General features: G+C 74.8%; 15 protein-coding genes. 8 read left to right on the forward strand and 7 right to left on the reverse strand.

Annotated features, from left to right (window positions below; translation table 11 throughout):
• Window positions 1–41: 41 nt before the first annotated feature.
• Complete coding sequence (locus tag ACYVGT_RS24305; protein WP_460862725.1) at window positions 42–953, reverse strand: LysR family transcriptional regulator; 912 nt, start codon at window positions 951–953, stop codon at window positions 42–44.
• Between the two features lie 181 nt (window positions 954–1134).
• Here ACYVGT_RS24305 and ACYVGT_RS24310 point away from each other — a divergent pair, with 181 nt between their 5' ends.
• On the forward strand, window positions 1135–2571 hold the full coding sequence (locus tag ACYVGT_RS24310; protein ID WP_460862726.1) for a GntP family permease: 1437 nt from the start codon (window positions 1135–1137) through the stop codon (window positions 2569–2571).
• Window positions 2572–2621: 50 nt separating this feature from the next.
• On the opposite strand, the gene ACYVGT_RS24315 is transcribed toward ACYVGT_RS24310, so the two are convergent.
• Entirely contained in the window at window positions 2622–4100 is a 1479-nt protein-coding gene (locus tag ACYVGT_RS24315; protein WP_460862727.1) for a M81 family metallopeptidase, read from the reverse strand.
• A 93-nt stretch (window positions 4101–4193) separates the two neighbouring features.
• Window positions 4194–5507, reverse strand: coding sequence for an MFS transporter (locus ACYVGT_RS24320; RefSeq protein ID WP_460862728.1), 1314 nt, complete (start codon window positions 5505–5507; stop codon window positions 4194–4196).
• A 145-nt stretch (window positions 5508–5652) separates the two neighbouring features.
• Here ACYVGT_RS24320 and ACYVGT_RS24325 point away from each other — a divergent pair, with 145 nt between their 5' ends.
• Window positions 5653–6684, forward strand: coding sequence for an AsnC family transcriptional regulator (locus ACYVGT_RS24325; RefSeq protein WP_460862729.1), 1032 nt, complete (start codon window positions 5653–5655; stop codon window positions 6682–6684).
• 55 nt (window positions 6685–6739) lie between these two features.
• Here the strand turns inward: ACYVGT_RS24325 and ACYVGT_RS24330 are convergent, their stop codons facing one another.
• Entirely contained in the window at window positions 6740–7861 is a 1122-nt protein-coding gene (locus tag ACYVGT_RS24330; protein ID WP_460862730.1) for a hypothetical protein, read from the reverse strand.
• A gap of 357 nt (window positions 7862–8218) precedes the next feature.
• The gene (locus tag ACYVGT_RS24335) at window positions 8219–8680 is read right to left on the reverse strand and encodes a nuclear transport factor 2 family protein (protein WP_460862731.1); all 462 of its coding nucleotides are present in this window, start codon (window positions 8678–8680) and stop codon (window positions 8219–8221) included.
• 86 nt (window positions 8681–8766) lie between these two features.
• Here ACYVGT_RS24335 and ACYVGT_RS24340 point away from each other — a divergent pair, with 86 nt between their 5' ends.
• Both ACYVGT_RS24340 and codB read left to right on the forward strand, forming a co-directional pair.
• Window positions 8767–9366, forward strand: a complete 600-nt coding sequence (locus ACYVGT_RS24340; protein WP_460862732.1) for a TetR/AcrR family transcriptional regulator — start codon at window positions 8767–8769, stop codon at window positions 9364–9366.
• Window positions 9367–9587: 221 nt separating this feature from the next.
• Complete coding sequence (codB, locus tag ACYVGT_RS24345; RefSeq protein ID WP_460862733.1) at window positions 9588–10883, forward strand: cytosine permease; 1296 nt, start codon at window positions 9588–9590, stop codon at window positions 10881–10883.
• A gap of 54 nt (window positions 10884–10937) precedes the next feature.
• Here the strand turns inward: codB and ACYVGT_RS24350 are convergent, their stop codons facing one another.
• Window positions 10938–12149, reverse strand: a complete 1212-nt coding sequence (locus tag ACYVGT_RS24350; RefSeq protein WP_460862734.1) for an MFS transporter — start codon at window positions 12147–12149, stop codon at window positions 10938–10940.
• Between the two features lie 1028 nt (window positions 12150–13177).
• On the opposite strand from ACYVGT_RS24350, the gene ACYVGT_RS24355 reads away from it, so the two are divergent.
• From ACYVGT_RS24355 to ACYVGT_RS24370, 4 genes are all read left to right on the forward strand, one after another.
• Complete coding sequence (locus ACYVGT_RS24355) at window positions 13178–14794, forward strand: molybdopterin-dependent oxidoreductase (protein ID WP_460862735.1); 1617 nt, start codon at window positions 13178–13180, stop codon at window positions 14792–14794.
• A gap of 74 nt (window positions 14795–14868) precedes the next feature.
• Complete coding sequence (locus tag ACYVGT_RS24360) at window positions 14869–15510, forward strand: fasciclin domain-containing protein (protein WP_460862736.1); 642 nt, start codon at window positions 14869–14871, stop codon at window positions 15508–15510.
• 189 nt (window positions 15511–15699) lie between these two features.
• Window positions 15700–16299, forward strand: a complete 600-nt coding sequence (gene sigK / locus ACYVGT_RS24365; RefSeq protein WP_460862737.1) for an ECF RNA polymerase sigma factor SigK — start codon at window positions 15700–15702, stop codon at window positions 16297–16299.
• A gap of 8 nt (window positions 16300–16307) precedes the next feature.
• A complete protein-coding gene (locus ACYVGT_RS24370) occupies window positions 16308–17033 on the forward strand; it encodes an anti-sigma factor (RefSeq protein ID WP_460862738.1) in 726 nt (241 codons plus the stop codon).
• A 21-nt stretch (window positions 17034–17054) separates the two neighbouring features.
• Here the strand turns inward: ACYVGT_RS24370 and ACYVGT_RS24375 are convergent, their stop codons facing one another.
• Window positions 17055–17633, reverse strand: a complete 579-nt coding sequence (locus tag ACYVGT_RS24375) for a pyridoxamine 5'-phosphate oxidase family protein (protein WP_460862750.1) — start codon at window positions 17631–17633, stop codon at window positions 17055–17057.
• Window positions 17634–17692 lie beyond the last annotated feature (59 nt).

Below are 17692 nucleotides of genomic sequence, written 5' to 3' on the forward strand. Positions count from 1 at the left end.
GGTGCGGGCGCGGCGCCCGCGCAGCGCTGACGGGGTCCGCGCTACCGGGCGCTGCCGCGCTGAGGGGCGGTGCCGCCGGGGCCGGCGCTGTCGGCGAAGGCGGCGGCCGCCGGGCTGAGTTGCTGGTGCGGCCAGACGAGTGCCACGTCGAGCCGGTCCTCCACTGACAGCCGCCGGACGCGCAGGCCGACGGCGTCGGCGAGCGGGCGCCAGGAGTCGGCCACCACGGCGGCGCCGACGCCGCTCAGGACCAGCGGAAGCAGCCCTTCGCGGTGCTCGACCTCCACCGCGATCCGGCAGTCCTCCGCCGCCGCCACGATCGCGTCGGCCACCCGGCGCATGCCGGTGCCCGGCTGGCCGGCGATCAGGCGCAGTCCGCGGAGTTCGCCCAGGGCCAGCGGGCCGGCGCCCGGGGGCAGCGCAGCGTCGTCCCGGGCCATCAGCACGAACGACTGCGATTCCAGCGGGACCCGGTGCAGTCCGGCGGCGTCCCGGGCCATCCGGGGCGAGGCGAGCACGCCGATCTCGGCGACGCCCCGGTGCAGCGCATCGCGGACGTCGTCGGGCCGGTCCGCGGCGGCGACCGCCACGTCGACCAGCGGGTAGCGGGCGGCGAACGCGGCGATGAGCCCGGTCAGCGGGCTGATCGCCTGCGAGGGCATGGACACGATGCGCAGCCGCCCGCCGCGGAGGCCGTCGACCGCGGCGACGGTCTCCCGCGCCACGTCGCGGGCGCGCACGACGGCGCGCGCGGGGTCTACGAGCGCCTCGCCCGAGGGGCTCAGGACCAGGCCCCGGCCCTTGCGGATGAAGAGCTCGGTGCCCAGCTCCGCTTCGAGGCGCCGGATCGTCTGCGTCAGCGACGGCTGGGCGACGAAGAGGTGGTCGGCGGCGCGGCGGACGCCGCCGTAGTCGACGACGGCGAGGAAGGCGCGGAGCTGCCGGACGTCCACTGGTGCCCTCCCTCGCAGCGCGGCGGCGGGGAGCGGCCGCCGCAGCCGATAGGCGGAGGCTATCGGTTCGGCTGCATATGCGTCTTGGACAGGAATCATTCCGGGTCGTCAGGATGTGCTCCACATCACCGCTGCCGGCGGCGCGGCGCGGTGCCCCCCGACCACGACGTGGAGCTGTTCCGTGCCTGACCAGATCGCGCTGTTCGCCACGACGGCCGCCGCCATCCTCGGCATCGTCCTCGCCATCACGTGGCTCAAGATCCCACCGGTGTTCGCACTGCTCTTCGGCACCCTGTTCCTTGGGCTGACCACCGCGACCGGGCCGGAGGGGACCACGGAGGCGGTCGCCGCGGGGTTCGCCGACGTGATGGGCGAGATCGGCATCCTCATCGCGTTCGGGGTCATCCTCGGCGCGCTGCTGACCGTCACCGACACCATGGAGCGCCTGGTGCAGGCCATCCTTCGGGTGTTCAGCAGGCGGAGTGTCCCCTACGTGTTCGCCGGTGCGCTCAGCACCCTGTTCACCTCGATCTACTCCGACGTGGCGCTGGTGCTCTCCGCGCCGCTGGCGCGGCGGCTCAGCCCGCGCTTGGGCCGCGACGGCCGCGCCCTGATGGGCGGTGCGCTCACCGCCGGTATCGAGGTGGGCCTGGTCTTCGTGGTCCCCGGGGTCGCCGCTGTCGCGATCGCCGCCATCCTCGGGGTCCCCCTGGGGCAGATGTTCGTCTTCGGGATCGCCGTCGGGGTGCCCACCGCGCTGCTGACGATGCTGGCCTTCGCCGCGCTGCTGCGCGTGGTGAAGTGGCGGCCCGCGCTCGACGAGCTGGAGGAGGCCGATGCCGGCGAGCCCCGCGGCACCGGCGCGGACCCCGCCGATGCCGGCGGCGGCCGGACGGATGCGCCGGAGGCCGGTTCGGGGAGCCCGCAGACGGCGACCGCCCACGCCTCCGCGCCGGCGGCGGCCGCCCGGCGGGAGTGGCCGCTGCCCGTGTCCGTCTCCCCGGTGCTGCTGGCCCTGGTGCTGGTGGCCGGCAGCGCTGTCGCGGAGAACCTGTCGGTGGACGCCCCCGCGGTCGTGTTCCTCACCGACCCCGTCGTGGCGCTCCTGCTGGGGGCGGCGCTGGCCTACGCGCTCGCCGCCCGGGTGCGCTCGACCGAGGAGATCGGCGGCGCCGTGGGCACGGCCCTCGGCCAGGCCGGGCCCATCCTGGTCCTGAGCGGCATCAGCGGCTCGCTGGGCATGGTGATCGAGAAGTCCGGCATGGCCGAGGTCCTGGGCGGGGCGTTCTCGGCGGGGTTCCTCCCGCCGCTGCTGCTGGTCTGGCTCGTCGCGGCGGTCCTGCACGTGGCCCTCGGGTCGATCTCGGTGGCGGGCATCACCGCCGCCGGCATCCTCGCCCCCATCGCCGCCACCCTCGACGTCCCGCTGGTGCTGGTGGCCCTGGCCGCCGGCTCGGGTGCCCTGTTCCTGCCGCACGTGAGCAGCAACTTCTTCTGGATGTTCCAGTCGCTGCTCGGCTTCACCACCCGCGGCACCGTGAAGACGCACGCCATCCCGATGACCCTGGCGTCGCTGATCTCGCTGCCCCTCATCCTGGGGCTGTCGGTGTTCGTGTGACGCCGACCGGCCCCGCGCCCGCGGCACGGGTGCGGGGCCGGGCCGGGCGGCTACCCCGCGAAGGGGCGGCCGCCCGGGGAGGTGCGCAGCCCGGCGGGGAGGCGGGTCCAGGGCAGGGCGGCGGGGTCGGCCGCCATGGGGCCGGGCGCGGTGGCGACGAGGACGGCCGCAGCGATCGGCTGGAAGTCGCCGCGGAAGTGCACCGAGCTCTTCAGCACCAGGACCGACGCGTCCTCCGGTGCCAGGCCCGCCGCGCGGACCTGGTTGCGGTCCATGATCTGCGCCTTGCGGGCGTTGACCACCACGGCGACGTTGCCCGAGCGCAGCAGGCAGGACGGGCCGACGTCGAGGACGTTTCCGTGCATCATCGGCCCGTCGAACACCACGCGGCCGTCGGTGACCGCGGCGACCTCGAAGCGGCCGGCGAGCGGGGCGTCGCCGGGTACGCCCGACCCGGGGAACTCGACGTCCAGCACCGCGCCGGCGCCGGCCTCGGCGGCGCGGTGCGCGATCGCCGGATCCCACATCGCGGCGAGGGCCGACCCGGGGAGGTCGCGTTCGAGGAGCAGCCGCAGCAGCCCCGTCGTCGTCGCGTCGCCGCCGGCGCCCGGGTTGTCCTGGGTGTCGGCGACGACCACCGGCCCCGCTGCGGCGGCCGCGGCGGCGTCCAGCGCGGCGGAGGCGCCGAGCACGTCGAGCGCGAACGCCTCCTCGCGCGCCAGGACCAGGTCCCGCAGCTCCGCCACCGCCGCTGCGACCGCGGAGTCGCCGGGCCCGTAGCCGAACACCTCCGGGCCGCAGCCGGGTACGTCGGCGGCAGGGAAGCCGGCCGCGAAGGTGAGTGCGGCTTCGCTGTCCGGCACCGCGGCGACCCGGCGGTAGACCTCCCCGGCAGGCTCCAGCAGGGTGCTGCCGGAATTGATCGGCACGAGGAACGGGATGCGGGCCCGGTGCAGCACCAGCCGCTCCCCGCCGAGCAGCCGGAAGAGCAGGTCGGCGGCGCGCCGGCCGGTCTCGGCCATGTCGACGTGCGGGTAGGTGCGGTAGGCGGTCATGGCGTCGGCGTGCGCGAACATTGCGTCGGTCATGTTGGCATGCAGGTCGAGGCTGACCGAGACCGGGACGTCCGGGCCGACCGCGGCCCGCACCCGGGCGAGGATCTCGCCGTCGCCGTCCTCGTGTGCGGCGGTCACCATGGCGCCGTGCAGGTCGAGGTAGACGGCGTCGGGGCGCAGTTCGCGGCAGGCGCCGACGATGTCGCCGCAGATGCGCTCGAACGCCGGGCCGGTGACCGGAGCGGACGGCGACGCCGCGCACCAGACGACCGGCAGCAGGTCCGCGCCGCGCTCCCGGGCCGCCTGGACGAACCCGCCGACGGGCACGTTGACTCCGGCCAGGTCGAGCACCTCCGCGCCGCGGTGCATTCGCGGGAAGCCCTCGCCGTTCACGAAGTTGGCGTAGTCGGCCGGGGTGCGGGCGAACGTGTTGGTCTCGTGCAGGAATCCGGCGACCAGGATCCTCGGTGCCATGGCGGAGCGTCCTCCCGAAAGGCGCGGCGGGTGCGGTGGAAGTGCGGAGCGGCCGGGCGGTGCCGCCGCCGGGGGCTCCGGCAGCGGCGGCGGTCAGGTGCCGGCGCCGGTCCGGCCGGGGTGGCGGATGAGGAAGAGCGCCGCCGTGGACAGCGCCAGCAGCGCCACCATCGCCGTCAGCCCCAGCTGGGTGCTGCCGGTGGTGTCCTTGACCAGTCCGATCAGGTAGGGGCTGACGAAACCGCCCAGGATGCCGATGGTGTTGATGAATGCGATCCCGCCGGCCGCCGCCGTCCCGGCGAAGTGCTCGGCCGGCACCGCCCAGAACACGGTGTAGGCCGCCCATACCGCCGCCGTCGCCACGATCATCGCGCTGAAGGAGGCGGCGAACACGTGGCCGGTCAATGATGAGGCGAGCAGGGCCGCGCAGCCCACCGCAGTCGGCACGATGGTGTGCCAGCGCCGGTCCTGGTAGCGGTCGGATGTGCGGCCCAGCACCACCATCGCCGCGATCGCGAAGAGGTAGGGCACGGCGGTGAGGAAGCCGATGGCCAGCGTCCCCTCCACGCCGTTCTCCTGGAGGATGGTGGGCAGCCAGAAGCTGATGGCGTAGATGCCGCACATGATGCCGAAGTAGGCCGCCGACATGATGTAGATCTGGCCGTTCTTCAGCGCCGCGGCGAAGCTGTGCGTGCCGGCCGACCGGTTGCGGGCCACTGCGGCCGCGATGACCTCCTTCTCCCGGGCGGAGAGCCAGTGGGCGTCCTGCGGGCGGTCGGCCATCATCCGCCAGAACAGGTAGCCCAGCACCACGCAGGGCAGGCCCTCGACGAGGAACATCCACTGCCAGCCGGACAGGCCGGCGACGCCGTCGGTGCCGGTGATGATCAGCGCGGACACTCCGGAGCCGAAGATGGAGCCGATCGGCCCGGCGAGCATGTAGATGCCCATGGCGGCGGCCATCCGGCGAGCGGAGTACCAGTAGGTGAGGTAGAGGATGATGCCCGGCGCGAAGCCGGCCTCGAAGACGCCCAGCAGGATGCGGAGCGCATAGAACATGGCCTCGCTCTGCACGAAGGCCATGGACGCCGAGGCCAGGCCCCACAGCACCATGATGCGGGTGATGGTGCGCTTGGCGCCGATCTTCTCCATCAGCAGGTTGCTGGGCACTTCGAAGACGGCGTAGGCGAGGAAGAACAGGCCGGCGCCGAGGCCGAAGGCGGCCTCGGTGAGCGCGATCTCCTCCTGCATGTGCAGCTTCGCGAAGCCGATGTTCACCCGGTCGAGGTAGGCGAACGTGTAGCAGAGCAGGAGGAACGGCAGCAGGCGCCGCCCGACCTTCTTGTAGACCTGGTCCTCTTCGCCCGGGCGGGCGGGGGCGGCGGAGGTCCGCGGGGAATCGGACACGGGGGGCACTCCTTGGACGGCGTCGGCAGGGCCTGGCCGGTAACCCTAGGGACGGAGCCGCAGAACACCCGGATGCGACGGGAATTGACTCGGGGAATCACCCGGTGAAGTTTTCCGACGGGTATCGGGGATATAGTTCCCGTTCATGACACACCGGGTCCATGAGGCCGACCTCGAACTGGTGGATGCGCTCCAGGTGAACCCCCGCGCCACCTGGGACGAGCTGGGCGCCGCGCTCGGCGTGGCGCCGGTGACGGCGGCGCGGCGGTGGCGGCGGCTGGAGGAGTGCGGCCTCGCCTGGGTGAGCGCGGCGATCGGGCAGCACCGCTCGCTGGGGGCGGTGCTGGAGGTGCGCTGCGCTCCAGGGGACGCCGCGCGTATCGCGGCGGAGCTGGCCCGGCGGCCCGACATCATCACCGTCGGGCTGACCACCGGCGACTTCCAGCTCTTCGCCGTGGTCCTCGCCGACGGCCTGGCGGCGCTGACGGACGTGCTCGCGGACGAGCTCTCCGCGGTGCCGGGTGCACTGCAGGTGCGGCACAGCGTCTTCGGTGCGCTGCACGGCGGGGTGCACTGGCGGCAGGGGATCCTGTCGGACGGCGAGTCGCGCGCGGTCGCGCCTGCGCCCGGCCAGCCGCCCGCCCGGGTGCGGCCGCTGGGCCCCGGTGACGCCGCCCTCTTCCGCCACCTCAACGCGCGCGGCCGGGCGTCCATGCGCGAAGTGGCGCGGGCGGCGGGTGTGCCCGAGCATACGGCGCGCCGCCGGGTCGCGGCGCTGGCCGCGTCGGGCGAGCTGATCTGGCGCTGCGACGTGGCCCGGCCGCTGTTCGACCTGCCGCTCGGCGTGTTCCTGCTGCTGGAGGCCGGCGACACCGCGGCCGAACGGGCCGTCACCGAGATCGGCGCCTGGCGGGAGACGCGCCTGTGTGCGCGGGTGGTGGGCGCGGCCAACATCGTCCTGATCGCGAGCCTGCACCAGCTGTCAGAGCTGGACGAGCTGTGCGGCCGGGTCACCGGCGGCTTTCCCGGTATCCGTGTCGCCGACCGGCGCGTGGTGCTGCGCAGCACCAAGATCTACGGCCGCCTGCTCGATCCGCACACCGGCCGCGCGACCGGCACCGTGCCGGTCGATCCCTGGTCGGCCGCACGGCGCAGGCCTGACCGCAGCCCGGTGTAGGAGCTCGCCGCCGAGACGCGGTCAGCGGGAGGGGCGGCGCTGCCGTCCGGGCGGGTCACTCATGTGCGGGGCCGGCGTCGGCTTCGAGGGACAGGGCGGACCGCTGGGCCTCGGCGAGGTCGTTCAGGGCTTCCTGGTCGTGGCGGTGGGCCGCGCCGGAAGCGGCGAGGTCGTGGGCGAGGCCGTCCAGGCGGGCGGTGCGGTGGTCCCCGGCGCCGGGGCCTTCGGCGGCGAGCACGGCGCGGGCGTAGCCGCCGATGCGCTCGACGCGGGCGCGCACGCGTCCGGCGTCGGCTTCGAGCTCGGCCCGGGCCCGGTCGGCCCCGGGGTCGGGCCGGCGGCCGCCGTCGGTGAGCGCGGCGATCTCGGCTCTGATCCGGGCGTGCCGCTGCAGGCTCTGCGCAACCGACCACTCCAGGTCTTCGAGGACGGCCCGGTTGCGGGCGGCGTCCAGCAGGAGGCCGTCGCGGTGCAGGGAGGATCCGAGGACGGCGTCGACGGCGTGGATGCAGCGGCGGAGGAGGTCGGCCTCGGCGGGTCCGAGGCCGGCGGGTCCGATGATGCGGCCGCGGTAGCGGTGCAGCTCTGCTGAGCCGTCCGCGCTCCGCCCGTGCGGGCCCGGCTCCGGCCGGCCGCCGGTGCCGCGCCGGAGGCGGCGGAAGCGGACGGCGGCGGACACTCCGACCGGGACGGCCGAGCCGGCCAGGACCAGCACTCCGATCGGCGGCGCCGCGGCCATCAGCAGCAGCCCGGAGAGTACGAGCAGAGCGGTCAGGCGGACGGCGGTGCGGGCGCTGAGCAGGGGCCGCAGCGGCCGCGCCGCGGGCGGTTCCGGGACGGGGGCGGGGGAGGGGGCGCCCGAGCGGAGTGCCGCGGTGATGCGGAGCCGGTCGAGCCCGTCGAGGTCGGGGGAGAGCGCCGGGCGCTCCGCGCCGCCCGCGGGGGGCGGGGCCTCTGCGGCCGGCCGGCGGGCGGCCTCGGGCAGGCTCCGGCGGAGCCTGCGCCCCGCGGCGGTGAGCACCCAGAGGTCCCCGTCGGGGTGCACTTCGGCGAGCCCCCGTCCGCGGAGCCGCTCCAGCACCCGCACGCGCAGGTCGAAGCCGTCGGTCGGCATGGCCAGCAGCGCCGCCCGCTCCCTGCGGTCCAGCGCCCCCTGAGCGGGTCCGCTGTCGTTCATCACGCCCCCACCGGCGGCCTGATCGGTTCCGGCGCGGCCGCCGGAGGTGGGACGCGCTTCCGGCCGCGCTCGTTCCGGCGGTGCGCGGCGGCGGCAGCCGGATTCGGGGCATGCGGAAGCGGCCCGGCGCCGCCGTGCAGGCCCAGGGCCCTGCCGCCGGCCTCTGCGCGGCAGCGCCGGTGCGGCCGGAGCGGCGCGGACCCTGTGCCGGATCGGACGGCGGGGCGGCTCCGCCCGATGCCGGCTCGTCCGGTGCACCGCGGCGTGCTCGGCGGCGGGCCGGGCCACTGCCGCGGGTGGTGGCGTCGAGGCTCTTCGGTGCTCCTCCGCGAGCTCGCCGGAGGCACATGCCGGACGCTACTGCAGCGGAATGCCGGCCCCGTGCTCGCTGTGCGGCCGGGGGCCGCGGATGCGGCGGTCGCCTTCGGCGATGGGGACGTCGTTGATGCTCGCCTCGCGGCGCCGCATGAGGCCCCGCTCGTCGAACTCCCAGAGCTCGTTGCCGTAGCTGCGCCACCACTGCCCTCCGGTGTCGCGGCACTCGTACTGGAAGCGGACGGCGATGCGGTCTCCGTGGAACGCCCACAGGCTCTTGCGCAGCGCGTAGTCCAGCTCGCGCTCCCACTTGCGGGCCAGGAACGCGGCGATCTCCGCCCTGCCGCTGATGAACGCGTCGCGGTTCCGCCAGACCGAGTCGGGGGTGTAGGCCGCGGCCACCCGCTCGGGGTCGCGGGTGTTCCACGCGTCCTCTGCGGCCTGGACCTTCTGCACCGCCGTCTCCTGCGTGAACGGCGGGTACGGCGGCCGGTCGTCCGGCATGGTGCGCCTCCTTGCGGCGGGAACGTGCGTTCTCCGATGGTGGCCCTTAAGGTAGAGAACGGTCGTTCTCAACGTCAAGGAGCCCGATGCCTGCCCCGGTCACCGAGGAGCGGAACCACCGCGACCGCGACGCTCTGCTCGACGCGGCGGAGCGGCTCTTCTACGGGCACGGAATCCAGGCGGTGGGGATGGACCGGGTCCGGGTGGAATCGGGACTGCCGCTGAAGCGGATCTACGCCTACTTCCCGTCGAAGGAAGACCTCGTGGTCGGAATGCTCCGGCGCCGCGACCAGCGGTGGCGATCCAGCCTCGCGGCCCGCGTCGAGCGGGTTCCGGACCCCCGCGAGCGGGTCTGCGCGGTCTTCGACTGGCTCGCCGACTGGTTCGGCGAGCCCGGTTTCCGCGGCTGCGCCTGGATCAACGCCCACGGTGAGCTCGGTGCCTCGTCCCCGGCGGTGCGGGCCGAAGTCCGCGCGCACAAGCAGGCGTTCCACGACCAGCTCGCCGAGTGGGTGCGCGCCACCGGGGCGCCCGTCGCCGAACCGGTCTTCCTCCTCGCCGAAGGCGCCATGGTCTCGGCCGGGATCACCGGCGACCCGTCCCCGGCCCGCCACGCCCGCGCCGCTGCCGCAACCCTGCTCTCGGCGCCGCCGGCGGCGGAGCAGCCCGCCGGAACCCGCGGCTGAGGGCGCCGGCGCCGCCGGTCCGAGGAGGGCGGGGCCGCCTCGCGCCTGCGCCCATCCGCACCCGGGAGAGGCGGCGGTGGCGGCCGCCCCCGGGGGAAGGAGGGGCGCTGCCACGGCCGTGACCAGAGCGAAATGCGTACATAGCAGACAAGAAACCTGCGGTCCCTACGGTCGGTCCGGCCGCTGCTGCGGCGGCCTGCGAAAACGTGAGGGGGCCGCTGATGGCGGAGACGGTGCGCGGCGGCGCAGAGGACCGGGACTATCCGCTGGACCCGGTGCCGGTGCACAAGCGGCGCGGGATGCCGTCGCTGCTGGTCATGCTGGTGAGCTTCCTGTTCTTCGGGCCGACCATGGTCGCCGGCGGGCAGGTTGCGGTGCACTTCGCCTACGGGGAGTTCCTGATGTGGGCGGCGGTGTCGGCGGCGATCCTCGCCGCCTACGTCGCCGTGCTCGGCACTATCAGCGCGCGCACCGGGCTCACCCCCGTCCTGCTGGCGCGGCACTGCCTCGGCCGGGCCGGCGGGACATGGGCCTCGATCGTGCTCGGCGGGACCCAGATCGGCTGGTACGGCGTCACCGTCGGCGTGCTCGGCGACATGCTCGGCCGCGTGCTCGGGCTCGACTCCACTTGGCCGCTGACGGTGGTCTTCGGACTGCTCATGGGGGTCAGCGCCTATTTCGGGTACCGCGGCCTGGAGATCCTCAGCTGGGTCTCGGTCCCGCTGATGCTGGTGCTGTGCGTGTGGGCGGCCTCGCGCGCGCTCGGCGAAGTCGGCGGCTGGCAGCCGATGCTGGCCGCGGAGGGCGGAGGAGCGGGGATCAGCGCCGGAGCCGCGCTGACGATCATGATCGGCACGTTCGTCAGCGGCGGCACCCAGGCCGGCAACTGGACCCGGTTCGCCCGCACCGGCCGGGCCGCGTTCGCGGCCTCCGCGGTCGCCGTCCTCGCGTGCCAGCTGCTCATGCTGGGCTTCGGCGGTATCGGGGCCGCGGCGTTCGGCGAGCCGGACTTCGCTGCGGCGCTGCTCCAGATGGGGCTGCTGTCCGCGGGCGTGCTGCTGCTCGTCACCAACCTCTGGACCACCAACGACAATGCGGCCTACTCCTTCGGCGTGGCCGGCGCTGCTCTCTTCCGCGTCGCCGACAAGCGCCCGTTCGTGATCGGCGGCGTGGTGCTCGGCACCGGCATCGCGCTCGCCGGGCTGCACCAGTCGCTGGAGGGGTTCCTCGTGCTCCTCGGAGTGGCGATCCCGCCGATCGGCGGGGCGGTGATCGGCCAGTACTACCTGGCCTGGCGCGGGCGGCTCGACCCGCAGGCGCCGGTGCCCGTGCTGCGCATCCCCGGCGCCGCCGCCTACCTCGCCGGAACCGCGGCCGCTGCCGCCACGACAGCGCTCGACCTGGGGGTACCCGCGCTGACCGGTATCGCCGTGTCGATTCTCGCCGCGCCGTTCGCGGCCGCCCTCGGGAGGGCGCTGCCGCCGCAGCGGGAGCCGGCCGAGCAGCCGGCGCAGTAGCGGCGGGGGCGGGGGACGCAGCAGCGCCCCGCCCCCGCCGCCCGCCGCGGCAGTTCAGACCTGTGCCGGGGCCGCTTCCGCCGGAGCCGCCGCCTCGGCGCGGGCGGCCGGGACGGAGGCGGCGCGCGCGGTGCGGCGCTGGCGGGCGGAGACCGCCAGGACCGCGCCCGCGGCGACAGCGAGGCCCGCGCCCGCCGGGGCGAGCCCGCCGAGGCCGGCGGTGTCGATCACCGTGCCGCCGAGGACGCCGCCCAGCCCCATGCCGAACCAGACGACCGACACGTTGAGCGCGACCACGGCGCCGGCCGCCGCGGGTGCCAGTTCGATGAGGCGTGCCTGGAGCGGGGGCAGGACACCCCAGCCGCCCAGCCCCCAGAGCACCGCGGCGGCCGCGGTCAGCGCCAGCGACCCGCCGGCGAGCGGCATCAGCGCCAGCCCCAGGACCAGCGCGGCCAGAGCGGCGCTGGCGGCCCGCCCGGTGCCGAAGCGGTCGGCGGCCCAGCCGGACAGGGTGTTGCCGACCAGCCCCGCGAGGCCGTAGGCGACCAGGAGGCCCGACACGGAGGCAGCGTCGAGGCCGCCGTGGTCGCCGAGCATCGGGACGACGAAGGTGTAGGGGGTGAAGTCGCTGAGGGACGCCAGCAGGGCGACGCCGAGGACGGCGAGCACCGCGGGGTCGGCGAGCACGGTGAACCGGCCGCGCAGCGGCATCCGCGGCATCCGCGACGTGCGGGGCAGCGCCAGCATGGCCAGTGAAGCGGCGGCGCCGGCCGCTGCGACCGCGAGATAGGCCCCGCGGAATCCGACGCTGTCGGCCAGCAGCACGCCGGCCGGCACGCCCAGGACAGTGGCCAGCGTCGAACCGGTGACGACGGCCGCGACCGCGCTGGCGCGCCGGTGCACCGGCACCAGGTCGGCCGCCATCACCACCGCGATCGGCGTGAACAGGCTGGCGCCGACCGCCGCCACCACCCGGGCCGCGAGCAGCAGGTCGAATCCCGGTGCCGCGGCGGTGAGCAGGTTGCCCGCGCAGCACAGCGCCAGCGCCGCCAGCAGCAGCGCGCGGCGGTCCAGGTGGTCCAGCAGGGCCGACAGCACGGGGGCCGCCGCGGCGTAGGTGAGCGCGTAGACCGCGACGAGCTGCCCCGCGGCCGCTGTAGAGACGCCGGTACTGGACGCGATATCGGAGAGCATCCCGGTGGCCAGGTAGGCGCCGGTGTTCACGGCGAAGCTGCCCAGGGTGAGGGCGAGGATGCGGACGGACATCGCGTCTCCAACGAGGATCGGGGCCGCTGCGGCGGCCCGAGAACTCGACGTGCCGGTGGCACGTGCTTCTGCGGAACGTTTCTGCGACCGGCCGGAAAATGGCGCGAGAAATCGAGGTGCGGCATTTCCCGGAGTCCCCGGAAGCATTTTTTGGGGTTGCTGAAGAGAGCCCGTGGCGCCGTTTCCTTTTTCCGCTGCGCTTGGGCACGGCTCGGGCCGTGCTGGCGCACGCGGGGAAAAAGCTGGCAGGGCCCGCATGAGGTATTCGGCTGAGAGTGGGCGCCCCTGGGTCGGATGGCAGTGCGCGAACTGCACAGACGTCGCTGTCATCCGATGATGGGACTAATGTTCACGCCGGAGTCCGCGGCCGGATTCCTGGCTGCTGCCCGGCAGGGCAGACGGGCGCCAGGAAAGGACGCTCGCGCGCGGTGTGAAAAATGATGGGAACTGCGAGTAATAGAAAGAGTCTGCTCGGCCCACCCCTCCGATGGAGAGGTGTGAAAACCTTGCGACGGCCCCAATGCTAACAGTGCGGTAAACGCGCTCGCGCCCCCCGGTCCGGCCGGATGCCTGTGCGCTATGCCACACGCCGTGCCGTGCTCCGCGCGGCGCGGCGGAGCGTCGGGGATCCGCGGTCCGGCCTGCGTGGCAGGCGGTGCAGGCTCCCGTCCGGACCGCAGGCCGCGGCGCCGAGCGCGCCGCCCTGCGCCGCTCGCCGCACCGCCGCGGCTCCGCCAGCGGCCCCGGGGTGATAGCGCCCTCGGCGCGGCTGCCCGGACCTGCCGCTGCGGCTCCCGGAGCGGCCGCTCCGGGAGCAGGCCCCGCTCTCCCGCTCCGCTGCGCCCCCAGTGCGCCCCGGCCTACCGGGCCGCTCCGCGGAGGAGACTGCGGCTGAACCATCCGGCACGCAGAGGAGGACGGCCATGGGAGCGAGCAGTGAAGGCGGATCCGGTGGGGCGGGCGGGGGCCGTCCGCAGTCCGATCAAGATTCCGCCAATCCCGCGGGGGACCCGCACCGAATCCCTGATGTGAGTACACGGACGCTGAGTGCAGCCGCCGCCCGCGCGGCCGGCCCCGCAACCGGGGCGGCCGTCGCCGCCGCGGCGTGGGGCGCGGGCGAGGTCGCCGCGGCCGCCCTCGGTGCGGCCTCCCCGGTGATCTCCGTCGGCGACGCGGTCGTGGACTTCAGTCCCCCGTGGCTGAAGGAGACCGCGATCGCGGTCTTCGGCGTCTACGACAAGGCCGCGCTCTTCATCGGTATGGCCGCCGTGCTGATCGGCGGCGCCCTCCTGCTGGGCGGGCCGGCGCTGCGCCGCCCCCGCGCGGGCTATGCCGCCATCGGCGGTCTGGCCCTCATCGGTGCCCTCGCTGCCCTGCTGCGGCGCAGCGGAGACCTGCCGTCTCTGCTGCCCGTCGCCGCGGCGGCGCTCGCTGCGGCGGGGGTGCTGGCGCTCCTCTCCCGGACCGCGCGCAACACCCGTGTGGTCCCGCCCGGACCTCCCCGGCGGGCGGAGGCCGCGGAGCCCTCAGCGGGCGGATCCGGGAGGGGGGCGCCTTCGGACGGCGGCGCCCGGGACGGCGTCGACCGGCGGCGCTTCCTGGCCACCAGCGCGGCCGTCACCGCTGCCGGAGCGGCCGCCGGCGCCGTCGGCTGGAAGCTCGGCTCCGGCGGAAGCGCCGAGCAGGCGCGGTCGGCGCTGCGGCTGCCGTCCGCGGACGCCCCGCTTCCGCCGCTGCCCCGCGGCGTGCAGCTGCCGGTGCGCGGTATCGCGCCGTTCACCACCCCCAACCGGGACTTCTACCGGATCGACACGGCGCTGTCGGTGCCGCGGATCGCCCCCGACGACTGGAGCCTCACCATCGACGGCATGGTCGACGACCCCGTCGAGCTGGACTACGCCGCCCTGCTGCGGCTCCCGCTGGTCGAGGCCGACATTACGCTGACCTGCGTCTCCAACCAGGTCGGCGGCGAACTGGCCGGCAACACGCGCTGGCTGGGCGTCCGGCTGGGCGACCTGCTCCGCGAGGCCGGCGTGCAGTCCGGGGCCGACCAGATCCTCAGCACCTCCCAGGACGGCTGGACCTGCGGCACCCCCACCGAGCTGGTGCTCGACGGCCGCGACGCGCTTCTGGCGATTGCCATGGACGGCGAGCCGCTCCCGTTCGACCACGGGTTCCCGGTCCGCATGGTCACCCCCGGCATCTACGGCTTCGTCGGCTCCACCAAGTGGCTGGAGCGCATCACGCTCACCCGCTTCGCCGACCGCAAGGCGTACTGGGCCGAACGCGACTGGGCGGTGAAGGCCCCGATCAAGACCATGTCGCGGATCGACGTCCCCGGCCCGCTGGCCCGCCTCGACGCGGGGGAGACCACCGTCGCCGGCGTCGCCTGGGCCCAGCACCGCGGCGTGCAGGCGGTCGAGGTCGCCGTGGACGGCGGCGACTGGACTGAGGCCGACCTGGCCGAGGTCCCGGGCATCGACACCTGGCGGCAGTGGTCGGCGGTGGTCGGCCTCGACGCCGGCCGCCACACCCTCAAGGTCCGCGCGACCGACGGCACCGGCACCGTGCAGACCGCCGAGCGCGCCGAACCGATCCCCAACGGAGCCTCCGGGCTCCACACAGTCCAAGTCCAGGTCGAGTGAGCCGTCCGCCTCCCGGCGGCTGCGCACCGGCGACCGAACCAATGCAGAGCACCACGATGAGAAGGAGCGGCACCATGAAGCCCACTGCGATCACCACCCTGTCCGCGGCTGCACTGCTCGCCCTCGGCCTTACCGGCTGCGGCATGGGCGGCGGCGGAGGAGAAGGCGGCGCCGAGGAGGAGACCGGTGCCGCGTCCGAGGGCGGGCAGAGCCAGGAGGCCACCGAGGAAGCGATGGGCGACGAGCCGTTCGGCCCGGCCTGCGCCGACGTTCCCGACGACGGCGCCGGCAGCTTCTCCGGGATGGCGGAGGACCCGGTCGCGACGGCCGCCTCCAACAACCCGGAGCTGTCCACGCTGGTGGACGCCGTCACCGAGGCCGACCTCGTCGACACGCTCAACGACGCCGAGGACATCACTGTCTTCGCGCCGGCCAACGCCGCGTTCGACAAGGTTCCCGAGGAGGACCTGAACGCGCTGCTGGAGGACAAGGAGCAGCTCACCGAGGTGCTGACCTACCACGTCGTCGAGGGCAAGCACGCCCCGGACGAGCTGGCCGACGGCACGTTCACCTCGCTGCAGGGCGACGAGGTCACCACGTCCGGCTCGGGCGAGGACTTCACGGTGAACGACGAGGCCGGCGTGGTCTGCGGCAACGTGCAGACCGCCAACGCCACCGTCTACATCATCGACGGCGTCCTGATGCCGCAGTCCTGACCGGGCGCAGCGCACCGCGCCGCTGAGCGCACGCCCGGCGGTCCGGTTCCGGACCGCCGGGCGCTGTGCGCCGAACGGGCCCGCGCGGCAGGCCGGCGCAGGAGGATGCTGCGGAGAGCGCGTCCCCCGGCTTCCCGGGCGGGCCGCGGGAGACTCGCCCCAGCAGACAACGGACCGGAAACGAGACGCATGAACGGACAGGAACGGGCGCGGTCCGCCGAGGAGCCGGACGGCGGGGGCGGCGGGGAGGCCCTCGCCGGCCTGCTGCAGTTGACGGCCCGCGGCGACGAGGGCGCCTTCGAGCGCGTCTACGACGAGGTGAGCCCGTCGGTCTACGGGCTCGTGCTGCGCATCCTCCGCGACCCCGCGCAGTCCGAGGAGGTGGCCCAGGAGGTGCTGGTCGATGTCTGGCGCACCGCCTCCCGCTACGAGCAGCAGCGCGGCAGCGCCAAGGCGTGGGTGATGACCCTGGCGCACCGCCGCGCCGTGGACCGGGTGCGCTCGGAGGAGGCCGGCGCCCGCCGGGAGCAGCGCGCGTCGGCCGGGATGGGGTCGCGCCCTTTCGACGAGGTCGAGGAGGAGGCCACCGCACGGCTGGAAGGGGAGCGGGTGCGCCGGTGTCTCGGCACCCTCACCGAGCTCCAGCGGCAGGCGGTCCAGCTCGCCTACTACAGCGGGTACACCTACAAGGAAGTGGCCAAGCTGCTGTCTGCTCCCCTGGGAACCGTGAAGACCCGCATGCGCGACGGACTGATCCGCCTGCGCGACTGCCTGGGGGTGGATTGGTGAAGAGCCTGATGCGACCGGACGTCCACGCCCTGGCGGGCGCATACGCGATGGACGCGCTCTCCGGCGAGGAGATGCGGCGCTTCGAGCGCCACCTCGCGACCTGCGACACCTGCACCGAGGAGGTGCGCGGACTGGTCGAGACGGCGGCGCGGCTCGGCGAGGCGTCGGCACGCACCCCGCCGGAGCGGCTGCGCCGCGCGGTCCTGGACGAGGTCGCGCGCACCCGCCAGGTCACGCCCGCACCGCCCGGAGCCGACGCGGTGCGCCCGGCACGCTGGTGGCGCGGCGCCTCCGGCCTGGCCCTCGCCGCCTGCCTCGCCCTCATCCTGGCGCTCGGGACGACCGCGCTGGCCCAGTGGGACCGGATCAACCGGCTGCAGGACGAGCAGCGGGCGGTGGCGGCGGTCCTGTCGGCCCCCGACGCCGAAACGGCCACCGCGGACGGCGCGGACGGCACGACCGGCACGGTCGTCGTCTCCGAGGCGCACGGCTCCCTGGTGTTCACCGCCGGCGGGCTGGACCGGCTGGACGGCGAGGACTACCAGCTCTGGCTGGCCGACCCCGGGGGTACGGTCCGCTCGGCGGGCCTGCTCGACGTGGCCGGGGGGCAGACCAGTGCCCCGCTGCGCACCGGGACCGGCGGCGCCGAGGCCGTGGCCGTCAGTGTGGAGCCCGAAGGGGGTTCCGAGCAGCCCACCACCGATCCGATGATGACCGTCCCGATCCCGCAGTAGCGGTGCGCCGGCTCCGCCGGATCAGGAGCGGTCGGCGCGCACGCCGAAGAAGTCGCCGCCCTTGCGCTGCGGGTCGTCGGTGCCCCAGTCGTCGCCCTCGCCCACCCGGCGCAGCCGCGGGATGTGCTTGCGGCAGTGGATGTAGGCCTCGTCCACCGCCACGATGACCCACAGCACCGGCCGCTGCCCCGGGTTCTCCGGCACCGGCAGGTCCACGACGTCGGCGCGCAGCTCGGCGTCGTCGGCCAGCCGGGCGCGGCCGTTGACGTGCAGGCCGATCCGGTCCGCGGTGAAGTCGAGGAACATCAGGCCGATGCGCGGGTTCTCGGTGATGTTGCCGACGCTGGCCAGGACCCCGTTGCCGCGGTATTCGGGGTAGGCCAGCGTCCGGTCGTTGATGACGTGCACGAACCCGGGCGGGCCGGCGCGGAACGAGGAGTCGCAGTCGCCGCGCGCGTCCGCCGTTGCGATGAACAGCATGTCCTGGCGGGCCACGAACTCGCGCATCGCCGCGTTGAGCCGGTCGCCCATCTGGTCGCGGTAGAAGCGCTCGGCCCGCTGCTCGGTGCCGTAGAGGGACTGGGCGAGGCGCTCGCCCATCCGCCGGGAGCCCGCGATGCCGGGCGACTCGGGGGCGGGGGCTGCCGTGTGCGCGCTGG

The sequence above is a fragment of the Nocardiopsis coralliicola genome (genome assembly GCF_054779695.1).

Excerpts from the sequence above, each read along its gene's own strand:
- ACYVGT_RS24315 (WP_460862727.1), bottom strand. The coding sequence starts at position 4,100 with ATGGCACCGAGGATCCTGGTCGCCGGATTCCTGCACGAGACCAACACG.
- ACYVGT_RS24335 (WP_460862731.1), bottom strand. The coding sequence starts at position 8,680 with ATGCCGGACGACCGGCCGCCGTACCCGCCGTTCACGCAGGAGACGGCG.
- ACYVGT_RS24360 (WP_460862736.1), top strand. The coding sequence starts at position 14,869 with ATGAAGCCCACTGCGATCACCACCCTGTCCGCGGCTGCACTGCTCGCC.
- ACYVGT_RS24370 (WP_460862738.1), top strand. The coding sequence starts at position 16,308 with ATGCGACCGGACGTCCACGCCCTGGCGGGCGCATACGCGATGGACGCG.
- ACYVGT_RS24330 (WP_460862730.1), bottom strand. The coding sequence starts at position 7,861 with ATGAACGACAGCGGACCCGCTCAGGGGGCGCTGGACCGCAGGGAGCGG.
- codB (WP_460862733.1), top strand. The coding sequence starts at position 9,588 with ATGGCGGAGACGGTGCGCGGCGGCGCAGAGGACCGGGACTATCCGCTG.
- ACYVGT_RS24325 (WP_460862729.1), top strand. The coding sequence starts at position 5,653 with ATGACACACCGGGTCCATGAGGCCGACCTCGAACTGGTGGATGCGCTC.
- sigK (WP_460862737.1), top strand. The coding sequence starts at position 15,700 with ATGAACGGACAGGAACGGGCGCGGTCCGCCGAGGAGCCGGACGGCGGG.
- ACYVGT_RS24340 (WP_460862732.1), top strand. The coding sequence starts at position 8,767 with ATGCCTGCCCCGGTCACCGAGGAGCGGAACCACCGCGACCGCGACGCT.
- ACYVGT_RS24350 (WP_460862734.1), bottom strand. The coding sequence starts at position 12,149 with ATGTCCGTCCGCATCCTCGCCCTCACCCTGGGCAGCTTCGCCGTGAAC.
- ACYVGT_RS24375 (WP_460862750.1), bottom strand. The coding sequence starts at position 17,633 with ATGGGCGAGCGCCTCGCCCAGTCCCTCTACGGCACCGAGCAGCGGGCC.